This is a genomic window from Rickettsia amblyommatis, assembly GCF_002078335.1.
Lineage (GTDB): Bacteria > Pseudomonadota > Alphaproteobacteria > Rickettsiales > Rickettsiaceae > Rickettsia > Rickettsia rickettsii.
This window is the reverse complement of the sequence record NZ_CP015012.1, coordinates 1,129,118-1,149,794: the sequence shown is the minus strand read 5'-3', so window position 1 is coordinate 1,149,794 and position 20,677 is coordinate 1,129,118. Positions and strand designations below refer to the sequence as shown.

Sequence of the window (20,677 nt, the reverse complement as noted above, 5' to 3'; positions counted from 1 at the left end):
GTATATAAGGGGGTGTAGCTCAGTTGGTTAGAGCATCTGCCTGTCACGCAGAAGGTCGCGGGTTCGAGTCCCGTCACTCTCGCCAAGCCCTTTCAGGGTTTCGGAATTTCCCGTCGTTTTCTAAAAAATCCATATGCTCCTTTTATTTTAATTGTTATATTAAACTCTTTTAAATTCCGAATTTTAAATATTATAAAAAACTAACTTTGTATATTCCTTAAAGCAACCTCAATTCATCTATTCACACTTTTAGTTAAATTTCTATTGTATTCTTAAAACTTTTTATTATTCTATCTATAAGCTCATTTTTAACAAAAATTAAAATTTATAGAATTTAATAAGAATTTAGCAGGGCTATTTGCAGCATCCGTACCTATATTTTGAGTTACATTACCGTCACCTATAAAATTCAAAATGTACCGCCTACACCGCCGGTGCTAAGTACTGCTCCATTTGCTCCTACGCTACCTGTTACCGTGCCATCACCTGCAAATATTAACTTACCGCTTCCGTCTCCGGCAGTAGTTGTCACTGCTCCGGTTAGCGTAACCCCATCTGCTAAAGCTAAAATAGAGCCATTCTTATTTAAAGCTACGGGAGCAAATACATTAGCTAAGAACGTAATGGGGTTTTTGCTCCGATATTTATGAGTTTTAAGCTGCTGCCGTTAGCTCCAATCGTACCGTTAACATTACCGCTTTGTATTGTCAGTGTTCCTTGGTTATTTGCAGAGGTCGTAACTGAACCGGTCACACCATTTACTATTAACTCACCATCTGCTCTAAATAATATGTTACCACCCGCTCCTAGGTCTAAAGCTTGGTTAAATGTTACCTGCTCCGTACTATTCATACTAAGTAACTTCGTAAATACCGTATTATCGACTACGACATCACCTGCTCCGTCTACTATGAAATTCTTAAGGCGATGGGTATTATCCTGCCCTATAGTATAAGGTCCACCGTTATTTACTATAGTTAGGTATTTTGTGATTGCTCCTATTCGCACTATTCCATATTCATCATTGCCAGATTTGTTTAAATTATTATATAAGGTAAATTGCCTATAATTTATGTTACTAGTATGCACTAAATCTAATTCTGAATTTGGTCCTTCAAATATTATCGTAGCACCGTTATTTAGCAAATTTACATTCCCATTTGCTGCATCTATTGTATATGTCGTATTATCCGCTATTCTAATATCACCTATATCTCCGGCACTTGGATCATTGATTGTTAAATTAGCATTTATTTGTATTTTTGCTTTTATAGCGTTTAATAATGCAACATTGATTGTATTTTCGGTATTTATTATTAAAGTACCGCCGCTAGCATTACTATTATTAAAAGTAATACCTCCTACATCTAATAGACCGTTAACACTTATAGTTCCCGAAGCTAAAACACTATCTGCAAAAACAATACTATTTACCGTAGTATTACCTTGTAAATCAAGAATCTTACCGTTACCTCCATTACACTGAAGTATATTTAAATTATTTATATTTCCGTTAAATGTAGCATTCCCTATAAAATTTAATGTACCGTTTACTCCGTTAGCACCGTTTATATTACCCGTAACCGTTATGTCGTCATCTAAATTAAGTACGGACGTATATACTTTGTAAATTAATATTAGTAGCTTTTAATATTGTAGAATTAAGGCCGCCCCAAGTAAAACATTTACTGCAGCTAATGAGCCTATATTACCTATATCACCTATTATTATGTTACTACTACCAAGATCATGAGCTAGATTTAGTATCCCTTGATTGTCAACGCCGGTAGTATTATTTATATTACCCGTTAACGTTGTTATATTACCGTCAAAAAGAGTAAGTATAGAGTTATAGTTAGTGAGATTTATATTTGCAGCATTAATTGTAATATTACCTGTTCCGGGCATATAAATCTGTGCTTCCCCGTTTCCTACATTTATTCCGGAAAGAGAGTTAGTTAGACCTATGTGATTTGATATAGTACCCGTACCTGCAAATGTTATTGTACCGTTATTGCCAGTTACCGTATTATCTATCTGAGTTATAATATTTAAACCGTTATTAATTTATAAAGTAGAATTCTTACCGGCGAAATCTATATTACTAAATGTTTGATTACCGACTCCGGTAATAATTGACGTAACATTATTATTAATAAATTTAAGAGGACCGAAATTAGGAGTAAGACCTACTGTTGCACTAAGAGACCTATTGATACATTTTGACTTACCTCAACCCCACCAAAAGCAGGTAGTGTTATTAATGTATTTATCCCGCCAATAACAGCATTTGCTTTATCGGCCGATATTTTAATTCCAAACCGCTATTTGAATAATATTGCCGTTATTAAATACTTCTCCTACAAGACCCGGCACCGGTACTCAAGCTTACGCTACCGAGATTAGGAATTGTTGCTCCTGCAGTATTAGAGCTAGTGAATAATGTTCCGCATAATGATGCCGTTACTAAAAATTTTCTTAATATTTTTGATTCTTTCATTAATATTAACCCCAATACATTTAAATTAATAATTTGTAGCAACTTTTTTACAACAATAAAATAGAAGCAGATAGAGCTAGATTCAGAAAGCTTTAGACAAGATGAATTGACGACTGAGCCTGCGGAACATACAAAATGTACGTGAGCAAAGGCAAATAGTAGTGTAGAAATTTAATTATGTATTGAAAATTAAGTTAAAGGAATTTCTCAATGAAAGTTGGAAAGCAGCAAGATAAACTAAGCTGTTTTGTCTTTTATTGTAGGCATGGATTTTACTACCTCGGATAAGCCGCTTTGAGTAGCTGCCGCAGTAGTAGCAGCATTACTGTGTCACCCCCCATGGGGTCCATAAAAACAATAAAAAATACTAAAATTATTAGTATTTTTAACTAGATCCCGTGGTCAAGCCACGGGATGACAGAGGTGAAATTGATCCACGCAACAATACAATCAATTCAGCCCAATTTAGTGACAGGCGTAAGGCAGGAAGCCTATAATAATAGGCGAGTTCAAGATAGTCAGGCATTAAGCAAGAAAAATCGCATTTTGATTGAAAAGTCAAAAAGAATTACTTTACTATAGCTTGCATTAATTTCATTGACTATTAACAAATCTCTATTTATTTATCGGTGTTTCTACCAAAGCATGCTTAAGTACTTGATCAATATTTGATACAGATATAATTTCTAGGCTTTCTTTTATATTCGGCGGTATATCTTTCAAATCTTTGACATTCTCTTCAGGAATCAACACGGTTTTAATACCTCCCCTACTTGCAGCAAGTAACTTCTCTTTAAGACCACCTATAGGTAAAACATTGCCTCTTAAAGTAATTTCACCGGTCATTGCTACAGTACAATGTACGGGTATTTTAGTCATCAACGAAACAATAGTCGTAAACAAAGCACAGCCGGCAGACGGTCCATCTTTTGGAATAGCTCCGGCCGGTACGTGAATGTGAATATCAAAATCTTTATAATTGTCATACCTTAATCCAAAATTTATTGCTCTGCTTCTAAAACAACTATAGGCAGCCATTGCCGATTCTTTCATAACATCACCGAGTTTTCCGGTGGTCTTTATTTCACCTTTCCCTGGAAATGCTAAAGCCTCTATAGTTAAAAGCTCTCCGCCTACTTCAGTGTAAGCAAGTCCCGTGGTACTTCCTATTTGATCTTCTTTCTCGGCAAGCCCGAAATTATATTTCTTAGTTCCTAAAAATTCTTCAAGATTATTACTATCTATGGCGATATGCTTAACACTTTTATCTGCTAAAATCTGCTTTAATGCTTTTCTAGTTAATGCCCCTATTTCACGCTCTAAAGCTCTTACACCTGACTCCTTGGTATAATATCTAATTAAATCCAAAATTGCCGCCTCGGATATAGTAATTTCATCTTTTTTGATTTTATGCATTTTAAATTGTTTTGGCACTAAATAATTTCTGGCAATTTGGAGCTTTGCTTCCTCTACATAACCGGAAATATATATTTTTTCCATTCTATCACTTAAAGCTCTAGGTAAATCATGAGAGTTAGCAGTAGCAATAAATATTACATTTGATAGATCATATTCTACTTCTAGATAATGATCAACAAAGTGACTATTCTGCTCAGGGTCTAATACCTCAAGCAAAGCGGATGCCGGATCACCTCTAAAATCAGAACTCATTTTATCGATTTCATCAAGCAGCATTACAGGATTACTAGTCTTAACTTTCTTAAGTTGACCTAAAATTTTACCAGGCATTGATCCAAGGTAAGTTTTTCTATGCCCTCTGATTTCTGCTTCGTCTCTAACACCACCGAGCGCAAGTTTAGTATATTTTCTGCCCATTCCTTCGGCAATAGATTTTACAAGTGAAGTTTTACCGACCCCTGGCGGACCTATTAAACATAATATAGGTCCTCTAATTTTACTTGAACGCTGTAATACCGCTAAATATTCTATAATTCGTTCTTTAACTTTTTCAAGTCCAAAATGGTCACGATTTAAAATTTTCTCTGCTTGGTTAATATCTATTTTGCTATTATCATACTTACCCCAAGGCAGGCTAAGCAATGTCTCAAGATAGTTACGCGTTACTCCCGACTCCGCTGACATTTGGTTCATGGTACGGAGTTTCTTAAGTTCAGCCTCAGCTTTTTCTTTTGCTTCTTTTGATAATTTTAAACTTTTAATTTTTTTCTCAATATCGGCAAGTTCTGATTTATCTTCATCAAGCTCTTTTTGAATAGCTTTCATTTGTTCGTGCAGATAATAATCACGCTGCGTTTTTTCGATTTGCTTTCTTACTCTTTGCTGCAATGCCTGCTCGGTTTCTGAATTTACTATATTGGAAGTAAGCGTACTAATAACCGTAGTGATACGCTTAAAAGGACTAGTTTCTTCTAATAAATGCTGCTTTGCCTCAAGTGAAGTTATCAAATGTAAGGCTAATATATTTATAATATTTATGAAATTAGTGCTATTACTTATTTCTTTATTGATAGTTTCAATAATTTCTGCATTAACTTTCTTATCATTAATCGCATATTTACTAAATAGTTGTACTGCATTATCAACGAGTGAACGCATGTTATTAACGTCAAATATTTCTTCATCCGGAATAATTTCGTAATTTGCTTCAAAAGCTTCCTCGCCTTTGATATTGCTTAGCTTTACTCTTGCTACTGCTTCTATTAAGATTTTTGCCGTATTATTAGGCAGCTTCACTATTTGGATAATCTTGGCAAGTATAGCTGTGTTATAAAGTTCGTGTGTACTAGGGTTTTCTTGATCAAATTTTTTCTGTAAAGTTACTAAAATATATTTACTATTATCTTCCGCGGAAATGGTAGTATGAGAGAGTGCTTGCAGCGATTTTTGCCTACCCACAAAAATAGGAGCAATTACTCCCGGGAATACTACCATATCTCTCAGTGCCATTAACGGAAGGGATTTTTTATTCATCAATTAAAACCTTTTAAAATTTCTAATTATTAACTATATAATATAGTATCAACCTGATTTCAAGCTACCATTATTAATTATATTTATGAATTTATTACTACAACCTCCTCAAAATGTAGCAGCCGCACATAATAGAATAAAACAATATCTACATTTAACTCCGATCGTGCACTCTGAAAGCTTAAATGAGATGCTCGGTCATGAGATTTTTTTTAAGGTTGAAGCATTACAAAAAACCGGTGCATTTAAAGTTAGAGGCGTGTTAAATCATTTATTAGAATTAAAAGAGCAAGGAAAATTACCTGATAAAATAGTCGGTTATAGTACGGGTAACCATGGAATCGGTCTTGCTTATGCAAGTAAATTATTCGGTATTAAAACAAGGATTTATTTACCGTTAAATACTTCAAAAGTAAAACAGCAAGCAGCTCTTTATTACGGCGGTGAAGTTATATATACATATACTCGACAAGAAGCGGAAGAAAAAGCAAAAGCAGATGAAAAGCAAGGATTTTACTATATGCATCCTTCCGATAGTGATTCTACAATAGCAGGAGCAGGCACGTTATGCTATGAAGCATTACAGCAGCTAGGTTTTAGTCCTGATGCTATTTTTGCCTCTTGCGGCGGCGGCGGCTTAATTTCCGGCACATATCTTGCCAAAGAATTAATATCACCGACAAGCTTGTTAATAGGTTCAGAACCTTTCAATGCCAATGATGCTTATTTATCTGTTAAAAATAATAAAACATATAGATTTAACTATGCTCCGAATACTATTGCGGACGGTCTTAAAACCTTGAGTGTATCAGCTCGTACATTTGAATATCTGAAAAAACTTGATGATTTTTATTTAGCAGAAGAATATGAAATATATTACTGGACAGCGTGGCTTACTCATTTACTTAAAGTAATATGCGAGCCGTCCAGTAGTATAAATATGGTTTCAGTGGTAAATTTTTTAAAAACACAATCCAAAAAACCTCAAAAATTACTAGTACTAATCTCAGGCGGTAATATAGATCCTATTCTTTATAATGAATTATGGCAAGAGGAGTATTTAAGCATCTCACCTAAATCTTTATGTTCTGATGTCATTTCTGCGGAAGCGGGAATCTAGTAACCTTTAATGTCATACCGCGACTTGATCGCAGTATCTTAGGGCTCAGCTGGTGATACAAGACCCCGTGGTCAAGTCACGGGGTGACAATAAAAACTCTAGATTCCCGATTTCGCGGGAATGACATAGAAGCAATGTAACAAAGCCTCCTCACAATGATGAAGTTATATTAAAATTTAACCCTTTCTTCTTACTGCTTCTTGATTTTTAGTAGAAGTATTAGGAGTGATTTGCGGATGTCTTATATTAGAACTTCTTAGTTCTATTGAATCTTCAAATATGGTTTTATCAAATGCTATTGGATTGATTTTTCTGAGTTCCGCTAAATTAAAATTATTAACTTGTTGCGGTTGAACTATAATAGGCTCACCCGTAACAGGAATTAAATTTTTAAATTCAGGATTAGTTGCTGCTTTATCTTTATTTTCATTTAAAAATTTTGTTAGACCTGCAGTAATTTCAGGATTTGTTAAAGCGTTTGAAAAGATTTTATCATTAATTGTCTTCACTACATATCCATCACTCAGAGTAATATATTTATCTACAACTTTTTCTAATCTTTCTTCCAAATAGTTTCTACCTGTAAATATCTGCTTAAATTTTTCCCATAAAGAAGTACCCCTATCATTAATATCTTTTAATTCAGTGGCTATTTTAGTACTATTCTCAGTTAGATAAGTAGAATCTAACTTATTTAATTCCCTTATTATTTCAGGATTCTTTATGCCTGATGAGTTAGCAAGTATAATAGTTTGTTCTAATTGCTTACTAATTTTATTATTTTTTTCTAATCTATTACTAATCTGCTGCAGCGTATAAGTGGCTGCCTTTTGTAATTCCCTAAATTCCACTTGAGATAATTGATTTACTCTTGGGATAAACTGCTTACTATCTTCATTAAATTTCTGGTTTTTATCTCCTTGAATAATAAATTTTTCATATTTCTCAAGTTTGTCTGGAGTGTTTTTAGGATCTTGTTTTAAGATTTCTATAGCTTGATCTTTTACAGCCTGTGCATATTGCTCTTTAGGTATAGACTTTCCGCTTACGGCTATTAATGCTTCTTTAGTTGCTCTTATAGGATTGGCAAAGATTTCTTCTTCATCTTCTATACCCATCAATGATAATTCACCAAAAGGTCCTCCTTTATTTAGAGGAAGTACGAAACCCTTAAGTGCTGCTTCAGCCCTTGCGACATCAAACTTTAGCTTATCTGCTAAACTAGGTATTAGTTTTGTATCTTGTCCTAAATTGATATGCAAGTTATCTACTAATTTTTGTATATCTTTATTTTCTACAACTTCACTAATAATTTTACTGGCAAGTACTTCAAGCGTACTAGTGATATATTCTTCAGATTGTAAATATTGTTGAATAGGATCGGGAGTAACAATATTTTTATTCAAAGTATCTAATCTACTATCTACGTTTTTTATATCAACTATTTTAGCTTTTACTGCAGCCAACATCTCAGTCACTCCATCGTTTTTTTCAATAGTATCATCTATATTAGTTATAATATCTGCCATATAATACTCATTATTCAGTTATTTGATATAATGAACTAAATTATCAAACTTTTTCCAAACTCGCAACTATATTATCATATAAATCACTACTTACTATACCCTGACTGTTGTCCACTCTCTCTACTTTTATTAAGGTTTTCAACATGAGATATAGGGGTTGTGATATAGAAGACTTATAGCCTTGGGGTATTGTTTTATTTTGCTTTACAATATTTGGTGCTTGTTTTTCTCTTGGTAGTTCTTCCGACAAATTTTTCGTTTCTATATGTAGACTATTACTTTTTTCAAAGTTAGCAAATGCTTTATCTATATTTTTTTTGAGAATAATCCGTACCGGTAAAAACTGATACTATTCTTTGCCATAGCTTAGGTTTGGTTACTCTTTGTAATTCTAATGCTATACTTTCTCCCCATCCGTGTTCCGTTAAATATCCAGGATTTAACTCTGCTAATACTCTTTTAGTACCGTTAACAAGCGCAGGATTGCTGCTCCCAAGTAATGGGGCAAAATTCTTGATAATTTCTTTACCTTGCTCTATCATTTTTTCAGGCGGTAGTTTACTTATCGCTGGTAATAAAGTTTTAATTATATTAGGCTCAGTTACTCCTAACTCATTAATAGACGATAAAGCTTTTGCTGCTTTTTCATTTGTTTGAAAAGTAATTTTAAAAAATTCAGCTATCTTTAATACTGCTTGTGTTAATGCTTCTACTTGCTTTGGATCATTAATTTGCTCTTGTTTATCAAGTTTAGGGGTAGTATTTTAGTAAGAAATTTTCTGTAGTGACCTAATGTTGTTTCTGAAACATTTTCTTTAAGGTTATCTAATGTTTTATCTATTAATTTCTCTCTATATTGTTCTTTAGATATTTTTTGGTTAGCTAATTCTAACATAGCTTTTTCTAATGGTTTTTTAATATACATCACTTCATCTTCACTTAAGCCATTACGTTTTTCGTCGTTCATCTGCTCTACTTGATACTCACTTAAATCTATGGCAAAACCTTTTAAAGCAGCTGCATTTTTAGCATTTGCAACGCTATATTTTCCTTTTTCCTCTTCTGACGAAATTAATTTAGTTACTTCATCATGAGTGTTATATCATAGTGTCAGTTAAAGATTGAACTAGATTCAATTGCAGTAAAAATATTTTGTCTAGTAGCGGCAACATAGTTAAGAGGAGCAGAAGTATCTTTAAAAAATTTAATTCGAGTATTAAATTTACTATCAAAATACTACTTATATTGTCAAATTTATTATATAATTCTTCTGTACTTAATGGAGCCTTACGATTTCCTTCAGGTTTATTAGCATCTTTAGCCATATCACTTCCTCTATTAGTTATTATTAATTACATTAGATAATAATTAGTTAAAGAATGCAAACCAATTTAAAATTTATGAATGAAAATTAATTAAAACTTATAAAAAGAATTGTATTTTTTCATAGAAGAGGTCCTGATCGTAATTTCATCAGGGATTTCGGTTATGAACCTTGAAGGGTAAGAACGGACTATTTCATAAAATATTTTTCTGCTTTCAGCATGAGTAATGTAGAGGTCTTTTTTGGCTCTCGTAATGCCGACATAAGCAATGCGGCGTTCTTCTTCTAAGCCTTTTTCGCCATCTTCGTCTAGAGATCTTTGAGACGGAAATACGCCTTCTTCCCAGCCCGGTAAAAATACCACGTCAAACTCAAGCCCTTTAGCTGCGTGCAGGGTCATTATAGTAACAGAGCCACCGTAATTGGTTTCAAGCACTTCATTTTCCATAACTAAGCTTGAATGTTCGATAAAATCATGAACATCGTTAAATTCAGCAATAGCTCTAAGCATTTCGTTAATATTTTCGATTCTACCGAATGCTTCTTCGGTTTTTTCTTCTTGAAGCATTTCAAGATAACCGGAATCATCAAGTATTGCTTTAACTACGTTTATTGGAGCATCTATACTAAATCTTTCGTACCAATTATCAATTTTAGTAACCAAATCTTTTAGAGTTTCATATGATTTTGCTTTAATCTCACCTATTGCTAGCATTTCTTTAATGGCTGCGAAATTAGAAATATTTCGCTCAAGTGCATAGACTCTAATTTTATTTAAGCTAGCTGCACCTATTGCCCTTTTCGGCACATTTATAATACGCTCAAGTGCTAGATTGTCATTTTGATTCAAAGATATACGGATATAAGCAAGCACGTCTCTTATTTCCATACGTTCATAGAACCGCAAACCGCCTATAATTTTATAAGGCATAGCACTATTTATAAACGCTTCCTCAAAACTTCTTGTTTGAAATCCGGCTCGTACTAATATTGCAATATTGCCGGCATTACACCGGTCTTTTCGCACTAACTTATCTATTTCACCGGCTATATATCTTGCTTCTTCTTTATCACTCCAACAAGAGATAATTTTTATCTTTTCACCGTTTTCCCTATCTGTCCATAACGTTTTACCGTGACGGTTTTTATTATTATTGATAACATTGGAAGCAGCAGCAAGTATTGGCAAAGTTGATCTATAATTCTGCTCTAATTTAATAATTGTTGCACCTGCAAAATCTTTTTCAAAACGTAATATATTCCCGACTTCTGCTCCTCGCCAACCATAAATAGATTGATCATCATCCCCTACACAGCAAATATTTTTATATAAACTTGCGAGCATTCTTGCCCATAAATACTGGACAACGTTAGTGTCTTGATATTCATCGATTAAAATATATCGATATTTTTCTTGGTAATATCTTAGTATTTCAGGGTTTTTAATAAAAAGCTCATTATTATAAAGTAGCAAATCTCCAAAATCTAAAACATTAGCAATAAGTAAATTTTTCTGATATTCTTCGTATACAAGTTTTGCAACCCTCTGCAGCGGTAAATTAGTATCTGATACTGATAGTTTAGTTGGTAATAATCCTTGATCTTTCCATCTAGAAATTATGATATGTATTAATTTAGGAGCATATTTTTTAGTATCAATATCTTTTAGCTTTACTATATCTTTCACTAGTTTTAATTGATCATCATGACTAATAATAGTAAATCTATTATTTAAACCAAGATTTAAATGCTCAATCTGGTCACGTAATATCCTAGCTGCCATTGAGTGGAAAGTGCCTATATTAAGACCATAGCAATTAATTAGACTATTAACTCTTTCAGCCATTTCTTTAGCAGCTTTATTAGTAAAAGTAACGGCTAGAATATTTTGAGGTGAGGCTAAATTTTGGTGAATAATATTAGCTATTCTTGAGGTAAGTACCTTTGTTTTACCTGTCCCTGCACCTGCAAGCAATAAAAGCGGTCCTTCAGTGTGAAGAACTGCTTTTTGCTGCTCTGGATTTAATGTATATATGAAATCTTGATTTTGCATTTGTTTTAAGGATGTTGTGCTATGGTTCTACTATGTCATTCCCGCAAAAGCAGGAATCCAGTAAAACATATAAAAACTTGTTTTTATATGTTTATTTTGTCAATAATATGTATTTCGTATAAATATTAAAGTTATTCTTTCTAGATTCCCGCCTTCGCGGGAATGACATTAAAGCATTAAAATATCACCTTATTCTTCTTAGATTTTTAATAATATACGAAATAGTAATTATCGGATTACAAATAATTATTTTAAATAACCTAAAACAAGAGCTTAAATTTCTATCTTCAATAAACCAATTATATAAATCATTTATAGGTTTAATCTCAGCAGGAATAATATATTGATCTTTAAATAATTCTTTTAAAACTCTTTTTGCCTGTTTTGCTTCTACTTTACGCTCTATTGTTAAGCTTTGATCATGTACTCGGTAGAAATATAAAGATTCCGGTATATGAGCAAATTTCGTAACAAGCCCAAACCTTAGCCAATATTCATAATCATCCACTAACTGCATATTTTCATTATATCCACCTACTTGCCTTGCTAAATCGGCTCTATATAAGAAACATGCACCGACGCAATCTCTAATCGGTAAAAACTCAGGAGGTTCTTGATAAAGTCTTATTCCTACTTTACCGTGGTCATCGATCAAAGTATAATCAGTATATACAAGCCCTATCTCAGGTGAATTATCAAGTATCTTAACCATTCTTTCTAAAGCATTTTCATGGAAAAGATTATCATCTGAAGTCCAAGTAAAATACTCCCCCTTGGCCTCTTTAAAAGCAATATTAAGACTTGCCGGTAATCTTTTATTGGTCTCATTTACTATTACCTTAATACGTGAATCCTGCTCTGCATATGTCCTAGCTACTATAACGCTATTATCTTTTGAGCAATCATCAATAATAATAAGCTCAAAGTCTTTAAAGCTTTGATTAAGGCAACCCTCAATAGCAAAAGGTAATAGCTTCTTTCTATTATAAACCGGTAAAACTATTGAGATTTTTGGAAGATTACTATGCATATCCTCCTAACATATCAAGAGTATTCAAACTATTAATTATATTTTCTATTAGTTCTGATTCCTCAGATTTACATCCATCTTCAAGGATTAATAATATATTGCTTAAAGCATTATTAAGCATTTTAGGTATTATAGTATTTTGCTCTTCAAACCTTTTAATTAGTTGCATCAAAGGATCAACATATTCAATTGTTAACGATTCTTTATATTGATCTAATAGCTCGGCAAGACAATCAGATACTGCCCATAACAAAAGATCAGCTCCTTCATTATCTATTAAATCCAATACTTCATAAATTTTTTCAATTTGTACTGCAATATTATCTGCAAGCACTGGCATAATTTTTACTATTTATTACTTAGATTATTATATTTTCTATGTCATTCCCGCGAAAGCGGGAATCCAGAAAAAATAATCTTAATACTGCTACAAAGAATTATATTTTTTATAAAATAAGAATATAAAATAATTTTTTATATTCTTTACTAGATTCCTGCTTTCGCAGGAATGACATAAAAGGAACCATATGGGCATTCTTAATTCTGTAAATTTATATATTGCGTATTTAGATATTCAAATATCCCTTCAAATGAGCCTTCAACTCCAAAACCTGAAGCTTTACGTCCTGCAAAAGGTGCTTTTGCATTTGCAGGTAACGGGTCGTTAATCGATACCATACCAAAATCAAGCTTAGACGCTATCATTAGTGCCACAGATATATTATTTGAATATATATATCCTTGCAAGCCGTATTCAGTATTATTTGCACGTTCTATTACTTCATCCAAATCTTTAAATTTATAACAAGCAACTACCGGACCGAATATTTCTGTTCTAAAGATATCCATATTATCCAAACAGTCAATAATAATGGTAGGCTCAATAAAATTATCAACAGCTTTACCGCCGCAAATTAATTTAGCTCCTTCACTTTGTGCATCAGCGAGTAACTTTTGTATTTTTTCTATGGCAGCAGAATTAATTAACGGACCTACATCCGATTCCTTATCAAATCCGTCACCGGATTTAAGCTTAGTAAATTTAGCCTTTAGAATTTCTATAAATTTTTCATATATAGATTCTTCTATAAATATTCTGTTAGGTGCAGTACAAGACTGTCCACTATTTCTAGTTTTAGCGATTACTAAATCACTTACTACTTTCTCTAAATTATTATCTGCCGTTATAATGAAAGGAGCATTGCCACCAAGCTCCAAAGATAAACGTTTTAGAGTATTTGCGGCATTTTGATATAGAATTTTACCGACATTTGTAGAGCCGGTAAATGATAATTTCCGAAGCCTAAAATTTTCACAAAAAGCCTTACCTATAATATCTGAACTACCTGTAATTACATTAAATACTCCGGCAGGCAAACCGGCATCGCTTGCAAATTTCGCAAGTACTAAAGCTGATAGAGGCGTAAGACTTGACGGTCTTAATATAACGCTGCAACCCGCAGCTATTGCAGGTACTACCTTGCGAGTAATCATTGCATTTGGAAAATTCCAAGGAGTTATAGCAGCAGACGGTCCTACAGGCTCATATTGCGTAACAATTTTATGAGTTTTACTATTACCGGGTTTGATAGTCGAATGAATATTATGTATAGCATATGTATACCAATCAATAAAAGAGGCTCCATATAAAATTTCTTTTTTTGATTCAGCAAGTACTTTACCCTGCTCTAGGGTTAATATATGACTTAACTCCTCAATATTTTCGATTACTAAATTATACCATCTTCTAAGAATCACTATTCTCGCTTCAAATGAGCTTTGTGACCATGAAGAAAAACTAGTCACCGTATTATTAATCGCTGAATTAATCTCAGATAATCCCAAATTCGGAACTGTAGCAATTTCTTTTAAGGTCGCAGGATTAATAACAGATATTTGCTTCCCGAACTCTATAAATTCACCGTTTATATAATTCTTTCCTGTAATGTTTTTAAGTAAGTTCATATATTTCTCATTACCTGCATGGATACTAAAATCGTCATTGCAAGCGAACATTGGCGTTGTTGCATGGCTCATTTTATGTCATTCCTGCGGAAGCAGGAATCCAGAATCAAGCGAAATGAATCGAGCTTTTAATTTCAAAAATTTGCTGTATTTATTTTTTCTGGATTCCTGCTTCCGCAGGAATGACATAAAATGAGCCATGCAACAAGGCCACAATTCCCGTAACTCAGACGAAAAAACTGTTACAAACTTATCTTAAAATTATACGGCAATACTAGCAATAGAAATATTTATAATGAATTATTTATACCCGAATTTTCACCACCCATTTGACTTTCTAATATATCATAAGAAATATTTTCCAAATTAGCATGTTTTATAATATTAATGATATCTTCAGGAGCTATTGCGTTTAACATAAGATTCAATATTTCTTGAGGAAATTTATATCCAATGTCAGATAATATAGTAGAGTTTTCAGTTATATTATAATAAAGTAATACACCTGCCTTGTTTAAGTCTTCTAGAATATTTTCTCAAAATAAATTTGATACTTTACCTACCTTTATAGCCTCAGCTATTTTAACCCATAACTCAGCTCAGAGGGACTTATTTCTTCTTTGCCACAAGCTATTAAATTCTTGAATGGCTCTAAATAATTACCTTTAACTCCTTTAATATTGCCCCATGCATACTCAATAACCTCGATGAAATATCAGAGTAATATTTTAGGATTTATTAATTGTGACTCTAAAGAGATCACAGCTGAGAGAAATACTTTTTCTAAGTTATTAAATAACCGCCTTTATTAAGATTTATATTTGCTAACAGCCAACCATTTGAGTCATCTCCATTAAAAATCCAATTCTGATGTAACATTGAGTCAAAAGTAAAATTTTTAAATATATTATTAGTTGTAGGCTTATCAGTAGCTAACCTAATATCAGGAGCCTTTATCACTTGATCATATCTAACTCCGGTTATTTCTAGCTCTGTAAATTTTTCACTTGGACTATTTGGATAAAAATGATTTAAGTAAAATTTTATTGCAGAATATATTAAAAATTTTTGTAAAAATGCGGCTTCTTCTAGCTCTATTTCTAAATTAGCATTTTTCAATGCTTCTAAATATTTATGTTAAAACTACCTCGTCCAACTAACAATTTCATAAGTAATGGATATGTATCAATATTTTGTTTTTGTGGTGGTATATTTATTATGTGCCAAGTCATTATATTTGTACCTAATTAAATTAATACACAATGACTATAATAAGTGTCTTACTGAATGCAACAATTTTTTATTAACCTATATGTTAATTTACAGCTAAAAAATCTAAATTATTTATTTAGAAATTTTTCAGCCTCAAGAGCCGCCATACAGCCTGTTCCTGCAGCAGTTACTGCTTGTCTATAAATTTTATCCTGAACGTCACCAGCAGCAAAAACACCTTCTACACTAGTTCTAGTAGTGCCTGACTTCGTGATGATATAATTATCGTCATCCATTACAATTTGTCCGGTAAATAGCCCCGTATTCGGTGCATGCCCAATAGCTATAAATACACCGCTACAATTCAATAAACTAATCTCTTTGGTGTGAACATGTTGAATTTTAACTCCGGTAACGGATTTTGGTTTATTGCTACCTACAATCTCATCTATTACATGATCCCAAATTACTGATATTTTAGGATTTTTAAATAATCGATCCTGTAATATTTTCTCAGCTCTAAAACTATCTCTTCTATGCACTATAGTGACTTTGCTAGCATGATTGGTTAAGTATAAAGCTTCTTCTACTGCACTATTTCCTCCCCCTACTACAACTATTTCTTGATTCTTAAAAAAGAAACCATCGCAAGTAGCACATGCCGAAACACCAAAACCACGAAATTTCTGCTCTGAAGCTATACCAAGCCATTTTGCTTCCGCACCGGTACAAATTATTATGCTCTCCGCGTCATATTCATTTCCTGCTCCTGTAAATACTTTAAAAGGTCTTTTTGATAAATCCACCTTTTCTACGTAATCACTAACAATTTCCGTACCGACATTTTTAGCCTGCATAGACATCTGCTCCATAAGCCAAGGTCCTTGCACCGTTTCTGCAAATCCTGGATAGTTCTCAACATCAGTGGTAATTGTAAGCTGCCCGCCTGGCTGCATACCATTTATTAATATTGGTTTTAAAGCAGCTCTAGCTGTATAAATAGCAGCACTTAAGCCCGCAGGTCCTGAACCTATTATTAGTACTTTAGTAGTAATTTTCATAATTATTATTTATTAATTTAAATGATGCCTATGTCATTCATGCAAAAACAGGAATCCCAAAAAACATATAAAAAACAGTTTTTTTATATGTTTATTTTATTAAATATGTAATTTGTACCAAGATTAAGGTTATTTTTCTGGATTCCCGCTTCCGCGGGAATGACATCCTGAACGTTCGTACAACACAATGTCACACAATCTAAGACTTCTTTTCTAACCAAGATTTGACATAGTTAATTTCTTCAGGGTTCATTAGAGAAGGAGCATGACCGGCATATTTTATTTCATAAAGATCAAAAATTTTTGTTTCTTTCATCTTTTTAATAGTAGATTTTGTTAAAATTTGAGATTTCATCCCATGAATTACTAATATTCTACATTTTATTTTATTCCATACAGACCATAGTTTAATATCTTCCTGGTTACTAGCATTTTTCATTCCTTTTGTTATAGCAGGATCATAATTCATTTTATATTTTCCGCCGAATGTAGAAATTACACTATATTTTGTTAAATAATCCCAATCTTCTTCATCTTGAATACCGCTTTGTGCATAAATAAGTTTTAAATGTTCTTTTGCACTAGCCAAATCATCTAAGAGTATCGTTTTTTTAGCATAACCTCCAATTTTAATTAAAGGAGCAGCATCAATAAACGCCCCTATATCATTTAATATTAAGGCTTTAAAAATATTGTTATATTTACTGGCAAGTACCATACCTATAATACCGCCCATTGAAGTACCAAGCCAAATAGGATTTTTGATATTTAGCCTTTTTAAAAAAAATAACGTATCTTTAATATAAGTCGTATAGTTATAATGATTAGCTTTTTTAAAATTTTCGCTATCACTGCGACCAGGATAATTTATTGCAATTACTCTATAATCTTTACTCAACTCTTTAGCTATTTTATCAAAATCATGAGCATTTCTAGTTAAACCGTGAGCACATACTATTATATTTTTATTTTTAGGATCACCGAATTCCACATAAGAAATTTTATGTTTCGGTATATATTGAAGAGGTAATAAATTAATATAGGGACCAATTTTTATTGAATTAATTTTCATATGAACCTATTAATACCAATTTAGAATAAATTTTAAAAAACTCATTGTCATCATGTTATTAATTTAAGTCACTTAAAAATATACTGACCATGGTCGGCATATATATAACTACAAAAAGCAAAGATAAAAACACAGTAGCTGCAACTTTTTCAGGGTAAAATTTCTGTAAATTCGCTATAACTATAGTATTTGCTGCGAGTGGTGCCGTAGAAAGTAGTTTTAGGGCATTATAGTAATCATTGTTATACCATTTTGTTACAAAATGATCAAACATGATAAATAACCCTACTCCCAAAGGATAGAATAGAAATTTAGCAGCAAAAGTAGCAAGAGTAAATTTGATATCGACTTCAAATTTTTGTAGAGACGAAAGAGCAAGACCCACCATCACCATACCGAGTATCGAAAAAGAGCCTTTCATATTATATATAAAATCATCTAAAAAATCCGGTAAAGTAAAACCGCAAAAACTAAATAAACATCCCAAGAAAAAAGCGTTTAAAATCGGTAATTTTACTACTTTTAATATACTATCAGTGGTATTAGCAAAGCTCCTCATACAAATATAAAAGCCGACGGAACATTCATAAATATTCACTCCTATAACAGCCATCATGTAAATACTTAATGTATAATCATCAAAAAGTGCTGCAGCTATAGGCAACATAAAATACCCGCCATTTGCCGTACCTGCAGACAAAGCTATAATATTACGTGTATGATCCTGCCAAAATTTACCAAAAAAATAATAAGAAAAGAGCGATAAGAGTGTTGCAATTACAAATGTTACGACCGTAACGCTTAATGCCGCAAGTGTTAAGGTTGTACTAGCAGGTATCGTAAAAAATACTATAGGCGATATAAAATAGAATAGTAACGAAGAGATACTATCTCTTTCAACATTTGAATATTTACCTGCTAAAAATCCTATTACTACACTTAATAATACCGAAACGGTTTTAAAAAAAACTATACTAAAGATTATCATGTAATGAGCTAAAGATATAATTACTTATAATATATGAGGTTTTATTTTTTTTTCACTAAATTTTGTAAAGATTTTTACTTCATCAGACCAAAATAAATTTTTAATTGAAATTTAAAAAATCTTATGTTATTTAAGGTATCTAATTTAATAGAAAATTTTCATATTATTTATGCAAAATCTATTATCCTTATTCATTATATTTTTTTGTTTAAATATATATTCTAATCCCATGCCACTTGGTCTTGAATGAAATAAAACTACCAATATAGATCTAACAAAAAAATACAAAATCATCAATAAAGAACCTAATTATTGGCAAGGATATAATTTATAGAACCAAATACAAAAACTATATCTAAAGCTTTAGTGATATGTAATGATTTTAATGTAATAGAAGCCGTTATTTTAACTATAGATCAAAATAAATTTGAAAAGATAAATATAGTTTAGAAGAAGAAAATGATAAAGTGGTTACTTTCAAGGATGGTGAATGTGTAATCATACTTGAATCTTCTGCATTAAATACCGAAATGGAACTTGTATATATAACAAACGGTTTTTATAAAGAATTTTTAAACAAACTAGATAAAGAAGAAAAATTAGAGCAAGAACAGATGAAGAGATTGCTGTAATACTTGATTGGTATTGCTCGCGTGGAGTCATATGTCATTCCCGCGGAAGCATTGTTGCGTGGATACCTATGTCATTCCTGCTTGCGCAGGAATGACATAAGGAATAACACACGAAGCTACTTCGGAAATTATAGGCATATGTAAATTATATTTTTTTATCAAATCCAAAACTAATTTTAATGCTTCGCTTCCCTCTACTAGCTCTTTATATTCCTGTAAAAATTTCTTTTTATCGCTACTCATTCCAAGTTCATAACCAAATTTTGTATTACGTGAGCCTAACGAATAACAAGTAAGCACTAAATCGCCTACTACTCCCGCTTCTAGTAAAATATCAGAATTTTTTTGCATACCACCTAAAGCTTTCGATAAAATAGCAATTTCTTTCAAGGCAGCTACTATAAGCGTTGCTCTTGCATTTTCGCCCTGCTTTTTTGCTAAATCAATCCCACTTTTAATAGCAAAAATATTTTTTAAAGCTCCTGCTACCTGTAATGTTACAATATCGCTTGACACATTAGTAATAAAAATTTTTGAACTTAGGTTATAAGCTATTTTATTTGCTACATCTATATCTAAACTTGCAATACTTGCCGAAGCAGGTAAATTTTTAGCAAGTTCTTTTGCTAGATTCGGACCTGCAAAAAACGCTGTAGGGCTATGTGGTAATAGAGTTTTTAACCTATCTGAAAATAATGCGGTAGGATTACGGGCAAAGCCTTTTGTTGCAATTAGAAGAGTATTGTCTTTAGAAATGCTGCGAGTTTTTAATAATTTTATTGAGTTATCAAAAGCGTAAGACGGCACTGCAATAATAATTAGTTCAAAATCCTTAATTATATCTAAGTTTGTAGTAGCCTGTAAATGAGCAGGTAATTTAATATCCCCTAAATATTTTACGTTAGTTTTGTTATGTAAAATTTCCTTTGCTATTGCCTCATCACATAAAAATAAAGTAACGTTATTACAGTTTTGTGCTGCTAAAGAAGCAAGGCTAGTACCGAAACTCCCTCCCCCATAAACCGCAATATTTTTAAATTTGTTCATGTGCTTATTTTTTCTTTATCACTTGCAGGTTTGTAGGTATCGTTGCTTGGCTTGTTTATGTCATTCTCACGAAGGCGGGAATTCAGTAAAACCATATATAAAAACGTGTTTTTATATGGTTTTTTTATCAAATATGTAACTTCTGTATCAATATTGAAGTTGTTTTACTGGATTCCCGCTTCCGTGGGAATG

The 20,677-nt window shown here is 32.3% G+C and carries 23 protein-coding genes and 1 tRNA gene; 4 read left to right on the top strand and 20 right to left on the bottom strand.

Annotated elements, in window-relative coordinates; translation table 11 throughout:
• Positions 1 to 8 precede the first annotated feature (8 nt).
• Positions 9 to 85 (top strand) — tRNA-Asp (locus A3305_RS06555).
• A 324-nt stretch (positions 86 to 409) separates the two neighbouring features.
• On the opposite strand, the gene A3305_RS11290 is transcribed toward A3305_RS06555, so the two are convergent.
• On the bottom strand, positions 410 to 532 hold the full coding sequence (locus A3305_RS11290) for a hypothetical protein (RefSeq protein ID WP_264357814.1): 123 nt from the start codon (positions 530 to 532) through the stop codon (positions 410 to 412).
• Between the two features lie 80 nt (positions 533 to 612).
• On the bottom strand, positions 613 to 1,089 hold the full coding sequence (locus A3305_RS10760; RefSeq protein ID WP_014392251.1) for a hypothetical protein: 477 nt from the start codon (positions 1,087 to 1,089) through the stop codon (positions 613 to 615).
• On the opposite strand from A3305_RS10760, the gene A3305_RS10755 reads away from it, so the two are divergent.
• Entirely contained in the window at positions 1,073 to 1,486 is a 414-nt protein-coding gene (locus tag A3305_RS10755) for a hypothetical protein (RefSeq protein ID WP_014392250.1), read from the top strand. The two genes, A3305_RS10760 and A3305_RS10755, sit on opposite strands and share 17 nt — an antisense overlap.
• A 161-nt stretch (positions 1,487 to 1,647) precedes the next feature.
• Here the strand turns inward: A3305_RS10755 and A3305_RS06535 are convergent, their stop codons facing one another.
• From A3305_RS06535 to lon, 3 genes are all read right to left on the bottom strand, one after another.
• Positions 1,648 to 1,908, bottom strand: coding sequence for a hypothetical protein (locus tag A3305_RS06535; RefSeq protein ID WP_045799429.1), 261 nt, complete (start codon positions 1,906 to 1,908; stop codon positions 1,648 to 1,650).
• Positions 1,909 to 2,347: 439 nt separating this feature from the next.
• Positions 2,348 to 2,500: a hypothetical protein gene (locus A3305_RS06525; RefSeq protein WP_226983898.1), complete on the bottom strand. Its 153-nt coding sequence runs from the start codon at positions 2,498 to 2,500 to the stop codon at positions 2,348 to 2,350.
• Between the two features lie 615 nt (positions 2,501 to 3,115).
• A complete protein-coding gene (gene lon, locus A3305_RS06520) occupies positions 3,116 to 5,452 on the bottom strand; it encodes an endopeptidase La (RefSeq protein WP_014392249.1) in 2,337 nt (778 codons plus the stop codon).
• Between the two features lie 85 nt (positions 5,453 to 5,537).
• Between lon and A3305_RS06515 the strand changes: the two genes are divergently transcribed.
• Positions 5,538 to 6,572, top strand: a complete 1,035-nt coding sequence (locus A3305_RS06515; protein WP_014392248.1) for a serine/threonine dehydratase — start codon at positions 5,538 to 5,540, stop codon at positions 6,570 to 6,572.
• A 176-nt stretch (positions 6,573 to 6,748) separates the two neighbouring features.
• Here the strand turns inward: A3305_RS06515 and A3305_RS06510 are convergent, their stop codons facing one another.
• From A3305_RS06510 to A3305_RS06455, 14 genes are all read right to left on the bottom strand, one after another.
• Positions 6,749 to 8,101 carry a hypothetical protein gene (locus A3305_RS06510; protein WP_014392247.1) on the bottom strand — a complete coding sequence of 451 codons (1,353 nt, stop codon included), beginning with the start codon at positions 8,099 to 8,101 and terminating at the stop codon, positions 6,749 to 6,751.
• Positions 8,102 to 8,144: 43 nt separating this feature from the next.
• Positions 8,145 to 8,351: a hypothetical protein gene (locus tag A3305_RS09630; RefSeq protein WP_014392246.1), complete on the bottom strand. Its 207-nt coding sequence runs from the start codon at positions 8,349 to 8,351 to the stop codon at positions 8,145 to 8,147.
• 52 nt (positions 8,352 to 8,403) lie between these two features.
• Positions 8,404 to 8,643 (bottom strand): hypothetical protein, encoded by a 240-nt coding sequence (locus tag A3305_RS09625; protein WP_014392245.1) that lies wholly within the window; start codon positions 8,641 to 8,643, stop codon positions 8,404 to 8,406.
• Positions 8,644 to 8,810: 167 nt separating this feature from the next.
• Positions 8,811 to 9,068 (bottom strand): hypothetical protein, encoded by a 258-nt coding sequence (locus A3305_RS06505; RefSeq protein ID WP_014392244.1) that lies wholly within the window; start codon positions 9,066 to 9,068, stop codon positions 8,811 to 8,813.
• Positions 9,069 to 9,198: 130 nt separating this feature from the next.
• Positions 9,199 to 9,426, bottom strand: a complete 228-nt coding sequence (locus A3305_RS06500) for a hypothetical protein (protein WP_014392243.1) — start codon at positions 9,424 to 9,426, stop codon at positions 9,199 to 9,201.
• Positions 9,427 to 9,516: 90 nt separating this feature from the next.
• Positions 9,517 to 11,478: a DNA helicase PcrA gene (gene pcrA / locus A3305_RS06495; RefSeq protein WP_014392242.1), complete on the bottom strand. Its 1,962-nt coding sequence runs from the start codon at positions 11,476 to 11,478 to the stop codon at positions 9,517 to 9,519.
• 184 nt (positions 11,479 to 11,662) lie between these two features.
• The gene (locus tag A3305_RS06490; protein ID WP_014392241.1) at positions 11,663 to 12,508 is read right to left on the bottom strand and encodes a glycosyltransferase; all 846 of its coding nucleotides are present in this window, start codon (positions 12,506 to 12,508) and stop codon (positions 11,663 to 11,665) included.
• Complete coding sequence (locus A3305_RS06485) at positions 12,501 to 12,848, bottom strand: hypothetical protein (protein WP_014392240.1); 348 nt, start codon at positions 12,846 to 12,848, stop codon at positions 12,501 to 12,503. Before A3305_RS06485 ends, A3305_RS06490 begins: the two co-directional genes overlap by 8 nt.
• Before the next feature lie 197 nt (positions 12,849 to 13,045).
• On the bottom strand, positions 13,046 to 14,473 hold the full coding sequence (locus A3305_RS06480) for an NAD-dependent succinate-semialdehyde dehydrogenase (RefSeq protein WP_041860596.1): 1,428 nt from the start codon (positions 14,471 to 14,473) through the stop codon (positions 13,046 to 13,048).
• A 290-nt stretch (positions 14,474 to 14,763) separates the two neighbouring features.
• Positions 14,764 to 14,892 (bottom strand): hypothetical protein, encoded by a 129-nt coding sequence (locus A3305_RS11285; RefSeq protein ID WP_014392238.1) that lies wholly within the window; start codon positions 14,890 to 14,892, stop codon positions 14,764 to 14,766.
• Positions 14,893 to 15,256: 364 nt separating this feature from the next.
• Positions 15,257 to 15,592: a hypothetical protein gene (locus A3305_RS06470; RefSeq protein ID WP_014392237.1), complete on the bottom strand. Its 336-nt coding sequence runs from the start codon at positions 15,590 to 15,592 to the stop codon at positions 15,257 to 15,259.
• 221 nt (positions 15,593 to 15,813) lie between these two features.
• Positions 15,814 to 16,746, bottom strand: a complete 933-nt coding sequence (gene trxB / locus A3305_RS06465) for a thioredoxin-disulfide reductase (protein WP_014392236.1) — start codon at positions 16,744 to 16,746, stop codon at positions 15,814 to 15,816.
• Between the two features lie 199 nt (positions 16,747 to 16,945).
• Positions 16,946 to 17,818 carry an alpha/beta fold hydrolase gene (locus tag A3305_RS06460; RefSeq protein ID WP_014392235.1) on the bottom strand — a complete coding sequence of 291 codons (873 nt, stop codon included), beginning with the start codon at positions 17,816 to 17,818 and terminating at the stop codon, positions 16,946 to 16,948.
• Between the two features lie 58 nt (positions 17,819 to 17,876).
• Positions 17,877 to 18,806, bottom strand: a complete 930-nt coding sequence (locus A3305_RS06455) for an AEC family transporter (protein WP_014392234.1) — start codon at positions 18,804 to 18,806, stop codon at positions 17,877 to 17,879.
• Between the two features lie 467 nt (positions 18,807 to 19,273).
• Here A3305_RS06455 and A3305_RS09620 point away from each other — a divergent pair, with 467 nt between their 5' ends.
• Complete coding sequence (locus A3305_RS09620; RefSeq protein WP_014392233.1) at positions 19,274 to 19,438, top strand: hypothetical protein; 165 nt, start codon at positions 19,274 to 19,276, stop codon at positions 19,436 to 19,438.
• A gap of 66 nt (positions 19,439 to 19,504) precedes the next feature.
• Here A3305_RS09620 and A3305_RS06450 read toward each other — a convergent pair whose 3' ends face one another.
• Positions 19,505 to 20,485, bottom strand: coding sequence for an NAD(P)H-dependent glycerol-3-phosphate dehydrogenase (locus A3305_RS06450; protein ID WP_014392232.1), 981 nt, complete (start codon positions 20,483 to 20,485; stop codon positions 19,505 to 19,507).
• Positions 20,486 to 20,677: the final 192 nt, after the last annotated feature.

Bases quoted from the DNA above. Each gene is read 5' to 3' on its own strand.
- A3305_RS10755 (WP_014392250.1), top strand. From the start codon at position 1,073: ATGTTACTAGTATGCACTAAATCTAATTCTGAATTTGGTCCTTCAAAT.
- A3305_RS06525 (WP_226983898.1), bottom strand. From the start codon at position 2,500: ATGAAAGAATCAAAAATATTAAGAAAATTTTTAGTAACGGCATCATTA.
- trxB (WP_014392236.1), bottom strand. From the start codon at position 16,746: ATGAAAATTACTACTAAAGTACTAATAATAGGTTCAGGACCTGCGGGC.
- A3305_RS06500 (WP_014392243.1), bottom strand. From the start codon at position 9,426: ATGGCTAAAGATGCTAATAAACCTGAAGGAAATCGTAAGGCTCCATTA.
- A3305_RS06515 (WP_014392248.1), top strand. From the start codon at position 5,538: ATGAATTTATTACTACAACCTCCTCAAAATGTAGCAGCCGCACATAAT.
- A3305_RS06455 (WP_014392234.1), bottom strand. From the start codon at position 18,806: ATGATAATCTTTAGTATAGTTTTTTTTAAAACCGTTTCGGTATTATTA.
- A3305_RS06460 (WP_014392235.1), bottom strand. From the start codon at position 17,818: ATGAAAATTAATTCAATAAAAATTGGTCCCTATATTAATTTATTACCT.
- A3305_RS06480 (WP_041860596.1), bottom strand. From the start codon at position 14,473: ATGAACTTACTTAAAAACATTACAGGAAAGAATTATATAAACGGTGAA.
- A3305_RS11285 (WP_014392238.1), bottom strand. From the start codon at position 14,892: ATGTTAAACGCAATAGCTCCTGAAGATATCATTAATATTATAAAACAT.
- A3305_RS06490 (WP_014392241.1), bottom strand. From the start codon at position 12,508: ATGCATAGTAATCTTCCAAAAATCTCAATAGTTTTACCGGTTTATAAT.
- A3305_RS06505 (WP_014392244.1), bottom strand. From the start codon at position 9,068: ATGAACGACGAAAAACGTAATGGCTTAAGTGAAGATGAAGTGATGTAT.
- A3305_RS06450 (WP_014392232.1), bottom strand. From the start codon at position 20,485: ATGAACAAATTTAAAAATATTGCGGTTTATGGGGGAGGGAGTTTCGGT.
- lon (WP_014392249.1), bottom strand. From the start codon at position 5,452: ATGAATAAAAAATCCCTTCCGTTAATGGCACTGAGAGATATGGTAGTA.
- A3305_RS06510 (WP_014392247.1), bottom strand. From the start codon at position 8,101: ATGGCAGATATTATAACTAATATAGATGATACTATTGAAAAAAACGAT.
- pcrA (WP_014392242.1), bottom strand. From the start codon at position 11,478: ATGCAAAATCAAGATTTCATATATACATTAAATCCAGAGCAGCAAAAA.
- A3305_RS06485 (WP_014392240.1), bottom strand. From the start codon at position 12,848: ATGCCAGTGCTTGCAGATAATATTGCAGTACAAATTGAAAAAATTTAT.
- A3305_RS06535 (WP_045799429.1), bottom strand. From the start codon at position 1,908: ATGCCCGGAACAGGTAATATTACAATTAATGCTGCAAATATAAATCTC.
- A3305_RS09625 (WP_014392245.1), bottom strand. From the start codon at position 8,643: ATGATAGAGCAAGGTAAAGAAATTATCAAGAATTTTGCCCCATTACTT.